Source organism: Aquabacterium sp., assembly GCF_036279675.1.
Lineage (GTDB): Bacteria > Pseudomonadota > Gammaproteobacteria > Burkholderiales > Burkholderiaceae_C > Aquabacterium.
On sequence record NZ_DASUIS010000095.1, the window covers coordinates 1 to 15,547 of the forward strand.

At 63.8% G+C, this 15,547-nt stretch carries 10 protein-coding genes; 7 read left to right on the plus strand and 3 right to left on the minus strand.

Annotated features, from left to right (window positions below; genetic code table 11):
- From mpl to thiD, 3 genes are read right to left on the minus strand one after another with little or no spacing between them, the layout of a single operon-like run.
- On the minus strand, positions 1 to 1,377 hold the full coding sequence (mpl, locus tag VFW93_RS11385) for a UDP-N-acetylmuramate:L-alanyl-gamma-D-glutamyl-meso-diaminopimelate ligase (protein WP_329694110.1): 1,377 nt from the start codon (positions 1,375 to 1,377) through the stop codon (positions 1 to 3).
- Positions 1,378 to 1,384: 7 nt separating this feature from the next.
- On the minus strand, positions 1,385 to 2,677 hold the full coding sequence (hemL, locus tag VFW93_RS11390; protein ID WP_329694111.1) for a glutamate-1-semialdehyde 2,1-aminomutase: 1,293 nt from the start codon (positions 2,675 to 2,677) through the stop codon (positions 1,385 to 1,387).
- A gap of 19 nt (positions 2,678 to 2,696) precedes the next feature.
- Positions 2,697 to 3,575 (minus strand): bifunctional hydroxymethylpyrimidine kinase/phosphomethylpyrimidine kinase, encoded by an 879-nt coding sequence (gene thiD, locus VFW93_RS11395; RefSeq protein ID WP_329694112.1) that lies wholly within the window; start codon positions 3,573 to 3,575, stop codon positions 2,697 to 2,699.
- A 206-nt stretch (positions 3,576 to 3,781) separates the two neighbouring features.
- Between thiD and VFW93_RS11400 the strand changes: the two genes are divergently transcribed.
- The 7 genes from VFW93_RS11400 to VFW93_RS11430 all read left to right on the plus strand — a co-directional run bounded on the left by VFW93_RS11400 (position 3,782) and on the right by VFW93_RS11430 (position 15,538).
- Entirely contained in the window at positions 3,782 to 3,934 is a 153-nt protein-coding gene (locus VFW93_RS11400; protein WP_290645506.1) for a rubredoxin, read from the plus strand.
- A 65-nt stretch (positions 3,935 to 3,999) separates the two neighbouring features.
- Positions 4,000 to 4,398 carry a response regulator gene (locus VFW93_RS11405; protein ID WP_329694113.1) on the plus strand — a complete coding sequence of 133 codons (399 nt, stop codon included), beginning with the start codon at positions 4,000 to 4,002 and terminating at the stop codon, positions 4,396 to 4,398.
- 99 nt (positions 4,399 to 4,497) lie between these two features.
- Positions 4,498 to 4,863 (plus strand): response regulator, encoded by a 366-nt coding sequence (locus VFW93_RS11410; protein ID WP_290677433.1) that lies wholly within the window; start codon positions 4,498 to 4,500, stop codon positions 4,861 to 4,863.
- A 32-nt stretch (positions 4,864 to 4,895) separates the two neighbouring features.
- Positions 4,896 to 5,438: a chemotaxis protein CheW gene (locus tag VFW93_RS11415; RefSeq protein WP_329694114.1), complete on the plus strand. Its 543-nt coding sequence runs from the start codon at positions 4,896 to 4,898 to the stop codon at positions 5,436 to 5,438.
- Between the two features lie 51 nt (positions 5,439 to 5,489).
- Positions 5,490 to 7,829, plus strand: a complete 2,340-nt coding sequence (locus VFW93_RS11420; RefSeq protein WP_329694115.1) for a methyl-accepting chemotaxis protein — start codon at positions 5,490 to 5,492, stop codon at positions 7,827 to 7,829.
- Positions 7,830 to 7,844: 15 nt separating this feature from the next.
- Positions 7,845 to 14,411 carry an Hpt domain-containing protein gene (locus VFW93_RS11425; RefSeq protein ID WP_329694116.1) on the plus strand — a complete coding sequence of 2,189 codons (6,567 nt, stop codon included), beginning with the start codon at positions 7,845 to 7,847 and terminating at the stop codon, positions 14,409 to 14,411.
- Between the two features lie 17 nt (positions 14,412 to 14,428).
- Positions 14,429 to 15,538 carry a GGDEF domain-containing protein gene (locus tag VFW93_RS11430; RefSeq protein ID WP_329694117.1) on the plus strand — a complete coding sequence of 370 codons (1,110 nt, stop codon included), beginning with the start codon at positions 14,429 to 14,431 and terminating at the stop codon, positions 15,536 to 15,538.
- The last annotated feature ends 9 nt before the right edge of the window (positions 15,539 to 15,547 follow it).

The window sequence follows — 15,547 nt, forward strand, 5'->3', positions numbered from 1 at the left end:
TCAGGCCAGGGCCTTGAGCAGTTTGTCGTGCACGCCGCCGAAACCACCGTTGCTCATGCACAGGATCTGGTCGCCGGGTTTCGCGTGCTTGACCACTTTGGCCACCAGGGTGTCGATGGTGTCGGCCACGATGGCGCGCTCACCCATCTCCACCAGCGCCTCATTGGCGTCCCAACCCAGGCCGCCGCTGTGGCAGAAGGCCAGATCGGCTTCTTCCAGGGACCAGGGCAGCAGGGCCTTCATGGTGCCCAGCTTCATGGTGTTGGAGCGAGGCTCGAACACGGCCAGGATGCGCGTGCCCGGCGCCAGCTTGCGGCGCAGGCCGTCCACCGTCGTGCGGATGGCCGTGGGGTGGTGGGCAAAGTCGTCGTACACGGTGATGCCTCGGACCTCGCCCTTGACCTCCATGCGGCGCTTCACGTTGGCAAACTGGCCCAGGGCTTCGCAAGCCTGTTGCGGCGTCACCCCGACGTGCTCGGCTGCCGCAATGGCGGCCAGGGCGTTCATCTGGTTGTGTTCGCCTTGCAGCGCCCATTCCACACGGCCCACCAGCACGCCGGCCTTGAGCACGTCAAACGAATGGGGCTCGCCACGGGCGCGAAAGCCTGGGGTGTCGCCACGCACGCCAAAACGGGCGACGTCGCTCCAGCAGCCGCGGGCCAGGACGCGGTCCAGCGATTCCTCTCGGGCGTTCACCACGAGCCGGCCCGTGCCGGGCACGGTGCGCACCAGGTGGTGGAACTGCGTCTCGATGGCGGCCAGGTCGGCAAAGATGTCGGCGTGGTCAAACTCGAGGTTGTTGAGGATGGCCGTGCGCGGGCGGTAGTGCACGAACTTGCTGCGCTTGTCGAAGAAGGCGGTGTCGTATTCATCCGCTTCAATGACGAAGGGGTGGCCGGATGCAGGGCGCGTGTCAGCGGCGATGTCACCCAGGCGGGCAGACACGCCGAAGTTCTGTGGCACGCCGCCCACCAGAAAGCCCGGCTGCTTGCCGGCGAACGCCAGGATCCAGGTCAGCATGGACGTGGTCGTGGTCTTGCCGTGCGTGCCGGCCACAGCCAGCACGTGGCGGCCTTGCAGGACGTTCTCGCTCAGCCATTGGGGGCCACTGGTGTAGGGCAGGCCGGCGTTGAGGATGGCTTCCATCAGCGGGTTGCCGCGCGACACCACGTTGCCGATCACGAACAGATCCGGCTTGAGGTCGATCTGATCGACGCCGTAGCCCTCGATCAAGTCGATGCCCAGGGCGCGGAGTTGGTCGCTCATGGGCGGGTAGACGCCGGCGTCACAGCCGGTCACGCGGTGGCCGGCTTCGCGGGCCAGGGCCGCCACGCCACCCATGAAGGTGCCGCAAATGCCAAGAATGTGAATGTGCATGGAATGCTCAGAGTTGGCGGAAGGCCTGGCCGGCTGCCGCCACGGTTTGGGCGATGTCATCGGCCGTGTGCGCCGCGCTCACGAAGCCGGCCTCATACATGGCCGGTGCCAGGTACACGCCCTGGTCCAGCATGAGGTGGAAGAACTTGTTGAACTTGTCCGTGCCCTTGGCCATCACCGCCTGGTAATGCTGGGGCAGGTGGTCGGCAAAGAAGAAGCCGAACATGCCGCCTTCGCAATCGGTGGTCAGCTCGACGCCGGCTGCCTTGGCCTCGGCTTCGAAGCCCGCCATCAGGCTGCGGGTGGAGGCAGACAGGGCTTCGAAGAAGCCCGGGCGTTGAATCAGCTTGAGCGTGGCCAGGCCACAAGCCGTGGCCACCGGGTTGCCCGACAGGGTGCCGGCCTGGTAGACCGGGCCCAGCGGGGCCAGCTTGGCCATGATCTCTTTGGAGGCTGCAAACGCGGCCAGTGGCATGCCGCCACCGATCACTTTGCCGAACACGCTGATGTCCGGTTTGAAGCCGGGCAGGGCCTTGGCATAGATGCTTTGCGCGCTGCCCAGGGCCACGCGGAAGCCGCTCATCACCTCGTCGAACACGAACAGGGCGCCGTGCTGGTCGCACAGTTCGCGGATGCGCTGGATGAAGGGCACGCTGGCGCGCACGAAGTTCATGTTGCCGGCGATCGGCTCGATCATCACGCAGGCGATGTCGGCGCCTTGCGTGGCAAAGGCTTCTTCGATCTGCGCGATGTTGTTGTATTCCAGCACGAGGGTGTGCTGGACCACTTCAGGTGGCACGCCCGCGCTGGTGGGGTGGCCGAAGGTGGCCAGGCCGGAGCCAGCCTTGACCAGCAGCGCATCGGCATGGCCGTGATAGCAGCCTTCGAACTTGATCAGCTTGCTGCGGCCCGTGAAGCCGCGCGCCAGGCGGATGGCGCTCATGCCGGCCTCGGTGCCCGAGCTCACCAGGCGCACCTGCTCGGCGCTGGGCACGATCTTCAGGATCTCTTCGGCCAGTTCGATCTCGCGCTCGGTGGGGGCACCGAAGGAGAAACCGTCCAGCACCGCCTTCTGCACGGCTTCGACCACTTCAGGGTGGCCATGGCCCAGGATCATCGGGCCCCAGGATCCGATGTAGTCAAAGTAGCGCTGGTCTTCGGCGTCCCAGATGTAGGCGCCCTGGGCACGGGTGATGAAACGGGGCGTACCGCCCACGGCGCGGAAGGCGCGCACGGGCGAGTTGACGCCGCCAGGGATGACGCGCTGGGCGCGTTCAAAAAGCGAGGCGTTCGTGGTCATGCAGACTGCTTGAAATCGGTCAGTGCACGTTGCGTGCGTGCGGAGGCGGGATGTTGGCGTCGTCCATCTCAGGGTGGGTGGATTCGTCCGTCGCCACGCCCTCGGGAGGCTGTTCGCCAGGGGGCAAAGCCCAGAAGAAGCGATCGGGCACCACGCCGCCCATGCCAGGTCGGAAGCCCGAATCCAGGGCCTGGTCCAGGAAGCTCAAGGCTTCCGAGACGGCCACATCCAGCTCGGTGCCGCTGGCCAGGATGGCGGCCAGCGCAGCCGACAGGGTGTCGCCTGCGCCCACGAAACTGGCTTCGAAACGCTCGAATCGCTCGCCGGCAACCGCACCTTGAGGCGAAGCCAGCACGTTATCGATGAACTGGTCGGGCAGTTGCACCCCGGTGACCAGCACATAGCCGCAGCCATGCTCGGCGGCGGCCACGGCCAGCTCTCGGGCGGAGGGTGCGCGCTCGGCATCCCACTCGGGCAGCAGGAAATCGGTCAATGTCTTGTGGTTTCCCACCAACACGTGGCTGGCCGGCAGAATTAATTCTCGGAAGGCCTCCAGGTAGGCCATCTGGGCGTCCTCTTCCAGCCACGACAGGTTGGGAAGATAGGACACCAGCGGGGTGTCCGTGTAATCGGACAGGATCTCGGCGACGGCGCTGATGCCGTCGGCGCTGCCCAGGAAGCCGACCTTCCATGAGGCGATCGTGACGTCTTCCAGCACGCTGCGCGCCTGGTCGACGATGGCGTCGGAATCGATCTCGTGCGACTCGAACACCTCGGCGGAGTCACGAATCAGCAGGCTGGTGACCACGGGCAGCGCGTGCGCGCCCATGGCGGAAATGGTGGCGATGTCAGCACCAATGCCGGAGGCGCCACTGGCGTCATTGGCATTGAAACTCATGACGCATGCTGGCGAGCCCGCGTCCTGGTCATCGGGGGCGGTGTGGTCGGTTTGACCTGTCTGGGGGGCGTTCATGCGTGTGCAGTATTGTCTAGAAGGTGAGCCCGTGCCCACAAACCCTCGGATTTGCAGGAGCGGCTGATGGCTACAATCAGTTCATTGTATTCAAGCTGGTTTGGACCGACGTGAACGAGTTTCGTACCTGGATGTGCCTGATTTGCGGCTGGATTTATGACGAAGCCGCCGGATTACCTGAAGAGGGTATCGCGCCCGGCACCCGCTGGGAAGACGTTCCGATGAACTGGGTCTGTCCCGAGTGCGGCGCACGCAAGGACGACTTCGAAATGGTCCAGGTCTGATTCCTTGATCGAACTGAATTGGTCCAGGGCCTCACGAGGCGCTGGCAGTCTGGAGGAACGCGTCCGTGTCTGATGCAGATAGCCCCGAAGTGAAGGCGGCAACCAAAGTGCTCGTCATCGACGACAGCAATACCATTCGTCGCAGTGCGGAAATCTTCCTGAAACAGGGCGGATATGAAGTCGTGCTGGCCGAGGACGGTTTTGACGCGCTCTCGAAGGTCAATGACCACAATCCAGATGTTATTTTTTGTGACATTCTGATGCCCCGTCTGGACGGGTATCAGACCTGCGCCATCATCAAAAGAAACCCGCGGTTCACCAATACCCCTGTGATCATGCTGTCCTCCAAGGACGGCCTGTTCGACAAGGCACGCGGGCGCATGGTGGGGTCGCAGGATTACCTGACCAAGCCTTTTACCAAAGACCAACTGCTGCAGGCCGTGGCGCAATACAGCGCCGGTTGAGTGCAACAGAGCCTGTCAGTTGTTTGTCCGACAAGGTGAATAATGCGTGTGCGCCGGCTGGTTTCAAAAACCGAGGCGAGCGTGCACTGAGGAGTTGATATGCCTATTCAGAAAATATTGCTGGTTGACGATTCCAAGACCGAACTGCACGTGCTGTCCGAGTTGCTCACGAAAAAGGGCTACCAGGTGAAAACGGCCGAGAACGGCGAAGAGGCCATGCGCCGCCTGCAGGAAGAAAAGCCTGACTTGATCCTGATGGATGTGGTCATGCCTGGCCAGAACGGCTTCCAGCTGACCCGCGCCATCACGCGCGATCCGTCGTTTGCCAATGTGCCGGTCATCATCTGCACCAGCAAGAATCAGGAAACCGACCGCGTCTGGGGCATGCGCCAGGGCGCGCGTGACTATGTGGTCAAGCCGGTCAATCCTGACGAGCTGCTGTCCAAGATCAAAGCCTTCGGCTGAGCAGACAAGAAAGAACAAGAGGGCGCATCCAGATGGCCAATAAAGAAGCCTTGAGGGAGTTGCAGCAGCGTCTGGCAGATCGTCTGCAGATGGTGCGCCAGCAGGCGCCTGCTCGCAGCTGGCTGGCCGTCGAGATCGCCGGCCATGGCTTCCTGCTGTCCCTGGATCAGGCAGGCGAAATTTTCCCGCTCTCACCGATTCAGCCCGTGCCACACAGCCAGGGCTGGTTCCTGGGTGTGGCCAACCTGCGCGGGCAACTGCACGGTGTGGTCGACATGGCGGCATTCCTGGGCTTGCCCCAGCGTCAGACCCGCAATCTGGCCGAAGTGGCCGCACGCGATGCCGGTCGTCTGATCGCCTTCAATTCGGGGCTGCAGATGAATGCGGCCTTGCTGATCGATCGCCTGATGGGCTTGCGCAATGCCAGCGCGTTGACGCCCGCTGAAGACACGGGCGGTGCGCCCAAACCCCACTTCATCGGCCAGCAACTCAACGACGCGCAAGGGCGCACCTGGTACGAACTCGACCTGGCCAGCCTGGTGGCTGACGAGGCCTTTTTGAAAATAGATGTTTGACGGGTTCAACCCCGTCTGGCTGTCACAGCTGACTGTTTGGAGCATAAGGACATGAGTTTCCTGAGTCGAATCAAGGACCTGGGCAAAACACAGGACGACGAGGAGGTCCAGTCGGAAGCATTGAGCACCGAGGGGATGGTCACGTCCTCCGGCGCCCAGTCTGTGGACACGCAGGCTTCGCCTTCGACCATCCAGCCAGGCAGTACGATCACCTCGGACTCGATCATTTCGGAGGCGGCGCCTTCGGAGTTCCCGCCCGACTATCACGACAATCGCCTCAAGGGTGAGGTGGCCGACACCACCAACTCGGTGCTGGAACCCCAGACCGGCTTGCCCGTGATCGGTCAATGGCGTCTGGACAAGCAGCAACGCTTCATCGGTGGCGCCTTGGGTGTCGGCATGGTGGGCCTGCTGCTGTCGGCCTTCCTGTCGGTGACCTCTGCAGACCGCCGTGCGGCCCAGACCGGTGCCACCGGTCAGGCGCTGATGCAGTCGCAACGTCTGGCGAAGTCGGTGTCGCAGGCCTTGATCGGTCGTGCGCAGGCTTTCGGTGAAGTGGCCGACAGCTCCAAGGTGCTGGCCAGCAACGTGCGCGGTCTGGACAAGGGCGATGCCAAGCTGGGTCTCAGTGAAGTGCACGGTGGTGCCAAGGAAGAGCTGAGCAAGCTGCTGCCCCTGGTGGACCGCGCTGAAAAGAACGCCGACTACGTGCTCAAGCAGAAGCAGACGCTGACCCAGGTGAGTCAGGCCCTGCGTGAAGTCAACAGCCAGTCGTCCGAACTGCTGGATCTGGCAGAAGGCATTGCCTCCACCAAGATTGAAAAGGGTGGGGTGTCCGCAGCCGAGATGTCCTCGCTCAACCAGCTGGTGATGCTGACGCAGCGTATCGGCAAGTCGGCCAATGAATTCCTGACGGTGGAAGGCGTGTCGACCGAGGCCGTGTTCCTGCTGGGCAAGGACCTGAACGCCTTCAAGGAAATCGCCGAAGGCATGCTCAACGGCAACGCCGAACTGAAGCTGGTTGCCTCCAAGGACCCGGCCGTGCGTGAGCAGCTGGAAGCCCTGCTGAAGATTTTCGAGCGCACCCGCACGCAATCGACCTTCATCCTGGGTTCGCTGCAAGGCCTGGTGGCCGCGCGTGATGCCCAGGTGGCCGTGATCGATGACTCCGAGCCACTGCGCAAGGGTCTGGAAACCGTGCAGCAGAAGCTGACTGAAGGCGCCGGCATCGGTGGCCTGAACGTGGCCATGATCCTGGTCTCGCTGCTGGTGACCGTGGCATCGGCCTACGGCCTGTTCCGCGTGTTCGTGACCGACCAGACGCACCGCCGTCAGATCGCTGAACAACAGCGTCAGGAAGCCGAACGCATGGAGCGTGAAGCCAAGCGCGTGAACGACGCCAACCAGGCGGCCATTCTGCGACTGATGAACGAACTGCAACTCGTCGCTGAAGGTGACTTGACGCAACAAGCCACGGTGACGGAAGACATCACCGGCGCCATCGCCGACTCGGTGAACTTCACGGTGGAAGAGCTGCGCAACCTGGTGGCCCAGGTGCAAGGCACGGTGCAACGGGTGACGGAAACCACCGGCGAGGTGGAGGCCACGTCGACTGAACTGCTGGCCGCCTCCGACGAGCAACTGCGCGAGATTCGTGAAACCGGCGAATCGGTGCTGCAGATGGCCGGCCGGATTAACGAAGTGTCCGCACAGGCCCAGCACTCCGCCGAGGTGGCCCGTCAATCGCTGGCTGCTGCTGACTCCGGTCTGCAGGCCGTGCAGAACGCCATCGGCGGTATGAACACCATCCGCGAGCAGATCCAGGAAACCTCCAAGCGCATCAAGCGACTGGGTGAGTCGTCTCAGGAAATCGGCGAAATCACCGAACTGATTTCCGACATTACCGAACAGACCAACGTGCTGGCCTTGAACGCCGCCATTCAGGCAGCCTCCGCTGGTGAAGCCGGCCGCGGCTTCTCGGTGGTGGCCGAAGAAGTGCAGCGTCTGGCTGAACGCTCGGCTGATGCGACCCGTGAAATTGCCGCCCTGGTGCGCACCATTCAGACCGACACGCAAGATGCTGTCGGCGCCATGGAGCGCTCCACGCAGGGTGTGGTTGAAGGGGCCCGACTGTCCGACGCCGCCGGTTCTGCGCTGGGCGACATCGACCGCGTGTCACGCCGACTCGCTGAACTGATTGAGCAGATCTCGTCGCAAGCCTTGCGTGAAGCCGAATCGGCAAACGTGGTGGTGGCCAACATCCAGCACATTTTTGCCGTGACCGAGCAGACCGGTGAAGGTACCCGTTCGACCACGCAACTGGTGCGTGAGTTGTCCCGTACCGCCAACGAACTTCAGCAATCGGTGGCCCGATTCAAGATCGCTTCCTGATAGAGCGAATGACCCATGGACAGCTTGCACCACGACGATCCCTCGCCATCTGACGACCTCAGTGCACTGGCCTGGGTGCATGAGGAACTGCGCAAGTCGCTGGACTCGGCACACAAGGCGCTGCACCGTTGCCTCAAGGATGTGACATCAGCCGGGCTGTCCGACATGGACGCCATGGACCCTGCGATCCTGCGCACGGCCCGCCAGCAGATCCACCAGGGTGTGGGTGCGCTGGAGCTGGCCGGTGTGCCGGCTGGTGCCACGCTGTTGCGCGCCGCCGAAGCGGTGGTGCAGAAGTTCGTCAACCGCCCGCAGTCCATCACGGAAGAGGCGGTGCGCGATGTCGAGAAGGCCTCGTTTGCCCTGCTGGATTACGTCAGCCGCAGGCTGGCCGGCAAGCCGGTGTCGGCCATGGCTTTGTTCCCCCAGTACGAGGCCCTGATGGCCCGTGTGGGCAGTGTCTTGCCGCGCCCGACGGACCTGTGGTCGCAGGACTGGCCTGATCTGTCGCTGGAAGCGCCGCTGGCACCGCCTGACAACGTGACACCACGCGCCGCCGATGCAGGCACGGTCGATGATTTCGAGACCGGCCTGCTGAACCTGCTCAAGCGCAACCAGCCGGCCGATGCCGTGGCACTGGCTGATCTGTGCGCGTCTCTGGCCAGCGGTGCCGTGCAGCGTGCCGCTCACCGCGAATCTGCCACCTGGATGCTGGCGAGCGGCTTCCTGGAAGGCCTCGCAGGCGCCCACGTACCGCTGACCGTGCATGCCAAGCGCGTGCTGTCGCAACTGCTCAGCCAGTTGCGCGTGCTGGTCAAGGGCAATGCCACACCATCCGATCGCCTGGCCAATGAACTGCTGTTCTTCTGTGCGCAGGCCTCTGACGTGCCGGCTGCCGATAACTCGGTGCTGGCCCGCGTGCGCCGCACCTTTGGGCTGGAGCGCCACAAACCGGTCGATCTGCAGGCATCCTCGCTGGGCAAGTACGACCCCGCCTGGGTGGCGCAAGCCATCAAGCGCGTGGCCGGTGCCAAGGATGGCTGGTCGGCGGTGGCCGCAGGCGAGCTCTTGCGTCTGGGCGGGCTGAACGAGCAGTTCTCTCTGGTCAGCGATTCACTGCGTCGCCTCTTCCCCGATGGCCAGGTGCTGGCCGATGCCCTGACCCATGCCGTGCAGGCGACCGTGCAGGCCTCGCAGGCCCCAACACCTGCGCTGGCCATGGAAGTGGCCACCAGCCTGTTGTATCTGGAAGCCTCGCTGGAAGACGGCGAGTTCGACCATCCTGATCAACAGCAACGCGTGCAGCGTCTGGCGCAACGCATTCAGGCCATCAGCGAGGGCCACGAAGCCCAGCCGCTCGAATCCTGGATGGAAGCGCTGTACCGCCGCGTGTCCGATCGCCAGACGATCGGCAGCGTGGTGCAGGAACTGCGTTCGACCCTGACCGATTGCGAAAAGCACATCGACCAGTTCTTCCGTGACCCCAAGGACGTGACCCCGCTGGTCAACGTGCCGTCGCAGCTGCAGTCCATGCGCGGCGTGCTGGCCGTGCTGGGGCTGGATGTGGCAGCACATGCCACCGTGCGGATGCGCGAAGCAGTGGATCACTTGCTGGTGCCGGGTGCCGATCTGGATCAGGCCGCGCAGGAGGGTGTCTTCGATCGCCTGGCCACCAACCTGGGCGCATTGGGCTTCCTCATCGACATGATGGGCGTGCAGCCCGCGCTGGCCAAGTCCCTGTTCACCATGGATGAGACCACCGGGGTGCTCGCGCCGGTGATGGGGCGGGAAAAAAAAACCCAGGCTGACCCGGTAGAGTTCGTTGCGCAGCATGTGCAACAGGAAGAAGCACACGCGGTGGCCGAAGAGGTGGCCGAGGTGCTGGAGCGTGACGACGTCTCGCTGACCGAGGTCTCCGAGCAACTGCAGAAGCTGGCCGATACGCCCCACGTGCAGGAGCAGGCCGAGCTGGCTGAGAGCGTGGCTGCGGCGCAAGCTGCACTCGAATCGGCGCAGGCCAGCGAAGATGAATCCGCCCTGGCCGCCGCACGCGAGCAGGTCTCGCAGGTCTTGAGCGATTTCACCCAATCGGTGTCTGACGCGGAAACCCTGCAGGCCGAGCCGCAGTTCCCGCCACAGGCACCGCTGTCCTTGACACCAGCCGCCGCTGCACCTGAAGAGACCGGCCTGGAAGAAGACGACGAGATGCGCGACATCTTCCTGGAGGAAGCGCGCGAGGTCATCGACAACGCCCAGCAGGCCCTGGTTCACCTGGCCTCGCAACCCGACGATGTGGGCTCGCTCACGGCTGTGCGCCGTGGCTTCCACACGCTCAAGGGCAGTTCGCGCATGGTCGGGCTCAAGGAATACGGCGAAGCCGCCTGGGCCTGCGAGCAGATGTACAACGCCTGGCTGGCATCGCAAACGCCTGCCAGCGCCGATCTGCAAGCCGTGACGGCCGATGTGCTGGGCCACTTCGCCTTGTGGACGGACGCCATCTCTGCCAGGCAGGACAGAGGCTGGTCTGCACAACCGGTGATCGACGTGGCCGATGCGTTGCGTCTGCGCGGTGAGCGCCGTGCCATTTCCGATGCGCGTTCGGCGCCGGCTGCCGAGGCTGAGAGCCAGCCAGAAGAACCGCCTGAGCCTGTCATCGAGGTTCTGGCCGAACCTGCCTTGCCCGAACTGCCTGTGGTGGAAGACGCCTCACCGGCGCCCGAACTGCTGGCCGAGCCCCGCCCCGTGTTCACCGAGCCGGACTGGGAGCTGCCTTCTCTGGATCAGGCTGTTGAAGAGGTCAAGGCCGAGCCGTTGCCGGTGGTCGAGTCCTTGTCATTTGATGACCTGGATCTGCCGGAGCTCGCCGTACCTGCGGTGGAAGAGGTATCTGCCGCCGACATCACCCTGCTGGACATCGAGACGCCTGAGTCCGACACGGTGCTCGACCTCGATGCCTTGCCCGAGGTCGATACGCAGCCTCAGGATCTGATGCCCGAGCCCGTGCCCGATCATGAGTTGATCGTGCTGGATCTCGATGCACCTGCCGATGGCGTTTCGCATCAGGATGAGGCAGCGCCCATCGAGGTCGAAACCATCCATGCGCCATCCAGGCCAGCTGCCCTTTATTCCGAGCATGAGCAGCCGGAAGAAGCTCCGTTGGGCGAAGTCGAGCTGACCGATCCCAAGGAAGTGGTCATCCTCGATGATGACGACCCGACGCAAGCGGCCGATCTCGATGTGGTGATCCCCACCGAGCCTGTCGAGACGGTTGACGCTGTGGAGGCATCGGCACCTGCAGACGTCACGGAGGCTGCTGTGCCGGAGTCCGAAGGCGACAACGCCGACGAGCAGGTGAAGGTTGTGGGCCCGCTGCGCATCAGCATCCCGCTGTTCAACATCTACCTCAATGAAGCCGACGAGCAATCGCGCCGCCTGTCCACCTCGCTGGGCGAGTGGGCACTGGAGTTGCACCGTCCGGTGAGCGATGAGGCCATTGCGCTGGCGCACTCGCTGGCCGGCAATTCCGGCACGGTGGGCTATACCGAGCTGTCGCAACTGGCCCGCCTGCTGGAGCACGCCTTGATGCGCTCCCAGACACTGGGTGGCGGCGAGACCGAGGCCGTGGCCTTGTTCAACGAGGCTGCTGACGAGATCCGCCGCCTGCTGCATCAATTTGCTGCCGGTTTCCTCAAGACGCCGTCTGATGAGTTGATGCGACGCCTGGAGTGGTACGACCACGATGCGTCGCGTCGCATCGAGGCTCGCAGTCTGGTGAGCGATCTGGACGAGGAGTCCGGCCGTGACGCTCATGCCGATCCCTTCGCCCAGGATGCCGAAACGATCGTCCTGAGTGACTCGAAGCTGGGTGATCTGCCTGTCGAAGAGTCGCGTCCTCATCTGCGCCTGGTCCACTCCGCCGAAGAGGTGGAGTCCACGCAGCCCGCACCGCTGGGTGTGGCCGAGTTCCGTGAGCTGACGCCCCTGTCGCCAGACACCGATCCGCTGCAGTCTGGTGGCTCCACAGCACAAGCCTTGACCGGCGCAGGCCCCGTGCATTGGGACGACGAGTCCGACATCGATGCGCAGGACAACGTCGACCCTGATCTGTTCCCGATCTTCGAAGAAGAAGCGCAGGAGTTGCTGCCTCAACTGTCCAGCCAGACCCGTCAGTGGCTGGAGATGCCGGATCACCCTGCGGCTGCCGCGGCCTGCATGCGCACGCTGCACACCTTCAAGGGTGGCGCGCGTCTGGCCGGCGCCATGCGTCTGGGTGAACTGGCGCACCGCATGGAATCGACGATCGAGCGCCTGCTGGCGTCCGATCAGATCACGCATGCCGACATCGCGCCGCTGGAAGGCCGCGTTGACCGTCTGGTCGAGGTCTTCGAAGCCTTGCGTGCAAACGATGCGCAAAGCTATGACGAGCAGGTCAACCGCGAACTGCCGCCCGCCGAGCCGGTGGTCGTGGTGCCGGAACGTGTCGAGGCTGCGACGCCCTTGATCGAACCCGCTGCGCCCATCGAGCATGTCGTGCCCGCAGATGAAGCCGACACGTCCGATGCGGTGCCCGCCGTGGTGTCGCCCATCACCGCTCGCCAGCAAACCGAGGTCAAGCTCGAGCCGATCGACTGGGGCACCTTGCCTCGGGCGGCTCAGGGCCCGACGGCCCGTCTGGATCGCGAACATGCCCACGCGCCATCCCAGGCCGTGGTCCGCGTGCGTCCACAGTTGCTTGACCGTCTGGTCAACCACGCCGGCGAGGTCAGTATCACGCGCACCCGTCTGCAATCGCAGGTGGGCCAGATCCGTGGCTCCCTGACCGACCTGACGGACAACCTGGAGCGTCTGCGCCAGCAACTGCGCGACATCGAACTGCAAGCCGAAACCCAGCTCAGCACCCGCATGGAAGCGGCGCGCGCCCAGAGCCAGAACTTCGACCCGCTCGAGTTCGACCGCTACACGCGCTTCCAGGAGCTCACCCGCATGATGGCCGAGTCGGTGAACGACGTGGCCACGGTGCAGCGTACGCTCCAGCGCAATCTGGAAACGGCGGAAGACCAGCTGGCGGCCCAGGCGCGCCTGACCCGCGACCTGCAGGACGATCTCCTGCGTACCCGCATGGTGGAGTTCGACGGCCTGTCCGATCGCCTGTACCGCGTGGTGCGTCAAGCGGCCAAGGAAACCGGCAAGCAGGTGCGTCTGGACATCGTTGGCGGTTCCACCGAAATCGACCGTGGCGTGCTGGAGCGCATGACGGGCTCGTTCGAGCACTTGCTGCGCAACTGCATCACCCACGGTATCGAAGATGCCGCCACCCGTACCGCCTCTGGCAAGGATGCCGCCGGTCAGGTCATCGTGGCGCTGCGCCATGAAGGCAACGAAGTGGCCATCGAGTTCCGTGACGATGGCGCCGGCCTGAACCTGGAGCGCATTCGCAAGCGCGCAGTGGCCATGGGCCTGCTGCTGCCTGATGACACACCCAGCGAAGCCGAGCTGTCCCAACTGATCTTCACCTCCGGTTTCTCGACGGCCGAATCGGTCACCGAGCTGGCCGGTCGTGGCATCGGCATGGACGTGGTTCGCTCCGAAGTGAACGCCATGGGCGGCCGCATCGAGACGGCCACCACGGCCGGCAAGGGCACCAGTTTCACGCTGATCCTGCCTTTGACCACCGCTGTCACCAAGGTGGTGATGCTGCGCTGTGGCGCCATCAACGTCGCCGTGCCGACTCACCTGATCGAGATGGTGCGTCGCGCCCGTCCGCAAGAGGTGGAGCTGGCCTACAAACAAGGCAGCTACGGTTTCGCCGATCTGGTCCTGCCGTTCTACTGGCTGGGTTCGTTGCTGGACTTCAGCCCGCGCGGCATGGAAGGCGGGCGCAGTCTGCCTGTGGTGATCGTGCGTTCGGCTCAGCAACGCATTGCGCTGCACGTGGACGAAGTGCTGGGCAACCAGGAAGTGGTCGTCAAGAACCTGGGGCCGCAACTGGCGCGTCTGCCTGGCCTGGCCGGGATGACGCTGCTCGCGTCGGGCGCCGTGTCACTGATCTACAACCCGGTGGCCCTGGCCACGGTGTACGGCGATCGTGCCCAGGCCCAGACGGCCCAGGCGCTGGCCGCTGCCGGCCCGGACCTCGATGGCTGGTTGCAGGCCAACAGCAAGCAATCTGCGAAGACCGTGACGGAATCCACGGAGGCGCAGACCCCTCTGGTGCTGGTGGTTGACGACTCCTTGACCGTGCGCAAGGTGACCCAACGTCTGCTGGCTCGTGAAGGTTATCGCGTGATGCTCGCAAAAGATGGGTTGGAAGCCCTCGAATTGCTGGCACAGGAGCGCCCCGCAGTGATACTGTCGGACATTGAAATGCCCCGCATGGATGGCTTCGACCTCGTTCGCAACATCCGTGCGGATCAGAAATTGTCTGATCTGCCCGTCATCATGATCACCTCACGTATTGCTCAAAAGCATCGTGACTATGCGACCGAACTGGGTGTGAACCACTACCTGGGCAAGCCGTATGGTGAAGAGGAGTTGCTGGCCCTGGTTGGCCGGTACGCTGCTCTCAACGAGGTGGCGGTCTGATTTCCTGCAGTACCGACTTGTTGGCCAAAACCGCTCCACACCCAAGCAGCCACCCGACCGCTCAGCCGGTCGTGGAGGATGCCATCTCCCACCTGGCGGCGCTGACCGCGCAGCGGGATCGGGAGATGCTGGACGTCTCATTGGCGCAAGGCGTGTTGGAGTTGCTGTCAGTGACCAGCGTGGGCGTGTACCGCCTGGTTGGTCGTGACGAGGAGCCTCGGCACTGGTTGTGCAGCGGCCTGGCCCGACGTGGTCAGTTGACCGTGAGTGATCCACCGTGGGTGGATCTGGAATCCCTGCCGCCGCTGGCCGCCTATCCGATGCGCGCTTCCGTGCTGGACTCGCGCATGCTGGAGCAGGCCGAGTTGAGCGAAGAAGTGTCCGAGCCTGCCCTGCGCCATGTGACGGTGCTGCCTTTGCTGGTCGAAGTCGGCCTGCCTGGCGTGCTGGAAGTCTGGTCTGAAAAGCCACTGTCGCTGCAGGCCCTGCGCCCGATCCAGACCCTGCTCAAGGTATTTGGCAACTTCCAGAACCTGCTGGAGTCCAGCCAGCGTGATGCCTTGACCGGCTTGCTCAATCGCCAGACCTTCGATGCCACCTTCCTGAAGGCGTCGATGCCGGTCAATGCCGATACCTATCAGGTGCCAGCGGGTGAGCGTCGCGCCATTCCTGCCACGGGCTACTGGTTGGGTGTGGTGGACATCGACCACTTCAAGAAGGTCAACGATGGTTTTGGCCACCTGATCGGCGATGAAGTGCTGGTGCTGGTAGCGCGCATCATGCGCCAGTCCTTCCGCCACTACGATCGGCTCTACCGTTTCGGTGGTGAAGAGTTCGTGATCCTGTTGCGGGGTGGCACCGAAGCCGATGCCATGGGTGCGTTCGAGCGTTTCCGCAAGAACGTCGAGTCCTATCCTTTCCCGCAGATCAACCGGGTGACGGTGAGTGTGGGCTTCACCGAGATCCAGCACAAGGACACGCCCAATGTGTCCTTTTCGCGTGCTGACCAGGGCGTCTACCAGGCCAAGCATCAGGGGCGCAATCAGGTACTGTGCTTCGAGGCGCTGGTGCGCGAAGGCGTGCTGAAGTCCGAAGACACGCACGTCGGCGACGTCGAGCTGTTCTGATTCTCTGAT

Bases quoted from the DNA above. Each gene is read 5' to 3' on its own strand.
- mpl (WP_329694110.1), bottom strand. From the start codon at position 1,377: ATGCACATTCACATTCTTGGCATTTGCGGCACCTTCATGGGTGGCGTG.
- hemL (WP_329694111.1), bottom strand. From the start codon at position 2,677: ATGACCACGAACGCCTCGCTTTTTGAACGCGCCCAGCGCGTCATCCCT.
- thiD (WP_329694112.1), bottom strand. From the start codon at position 3,575: ATGAGTTTCAATGCCAATGACGCCAGTGGCGCCTCCGGCATTGGTGCT.
- VFW93_RS11400 (WP_290645506.1), top strand. From the start codon at position 3,782: ATGTGCCTGATTTGCGGCTGGATTTATGACGAAGCCGCCGGATTACCT.
- VFW93_RS11410 (WP_290677433.1), top strand. From the start codon at position 4,498: ATGCCTATTCAGAAAATATTGCTGGTTGACGATTCCAAGACCGAACTG.
- VFW93_RS11415 (WP_329694114.1), top strand. From the start codon at position 4,896: ATGGCCAATAAAGAAGCCTTGAGGGAGTTGCAGCAGCGTCTGGCAGAT.
- VFW93_RS11420 (WP_329694115.1), top strand. From the start codon at position 5,490: ATGAGTTTCCTGAGTCGAATCAAGGACCTGGGCAAAACACAGGACGAC.
- VFW93_RS11425 (WP_329694116.1), top strand. From the start codon at position 7,845: ATGGACAGCTTGCACCACGACGATCCCTCGCCATCTGACGACCTCAGT.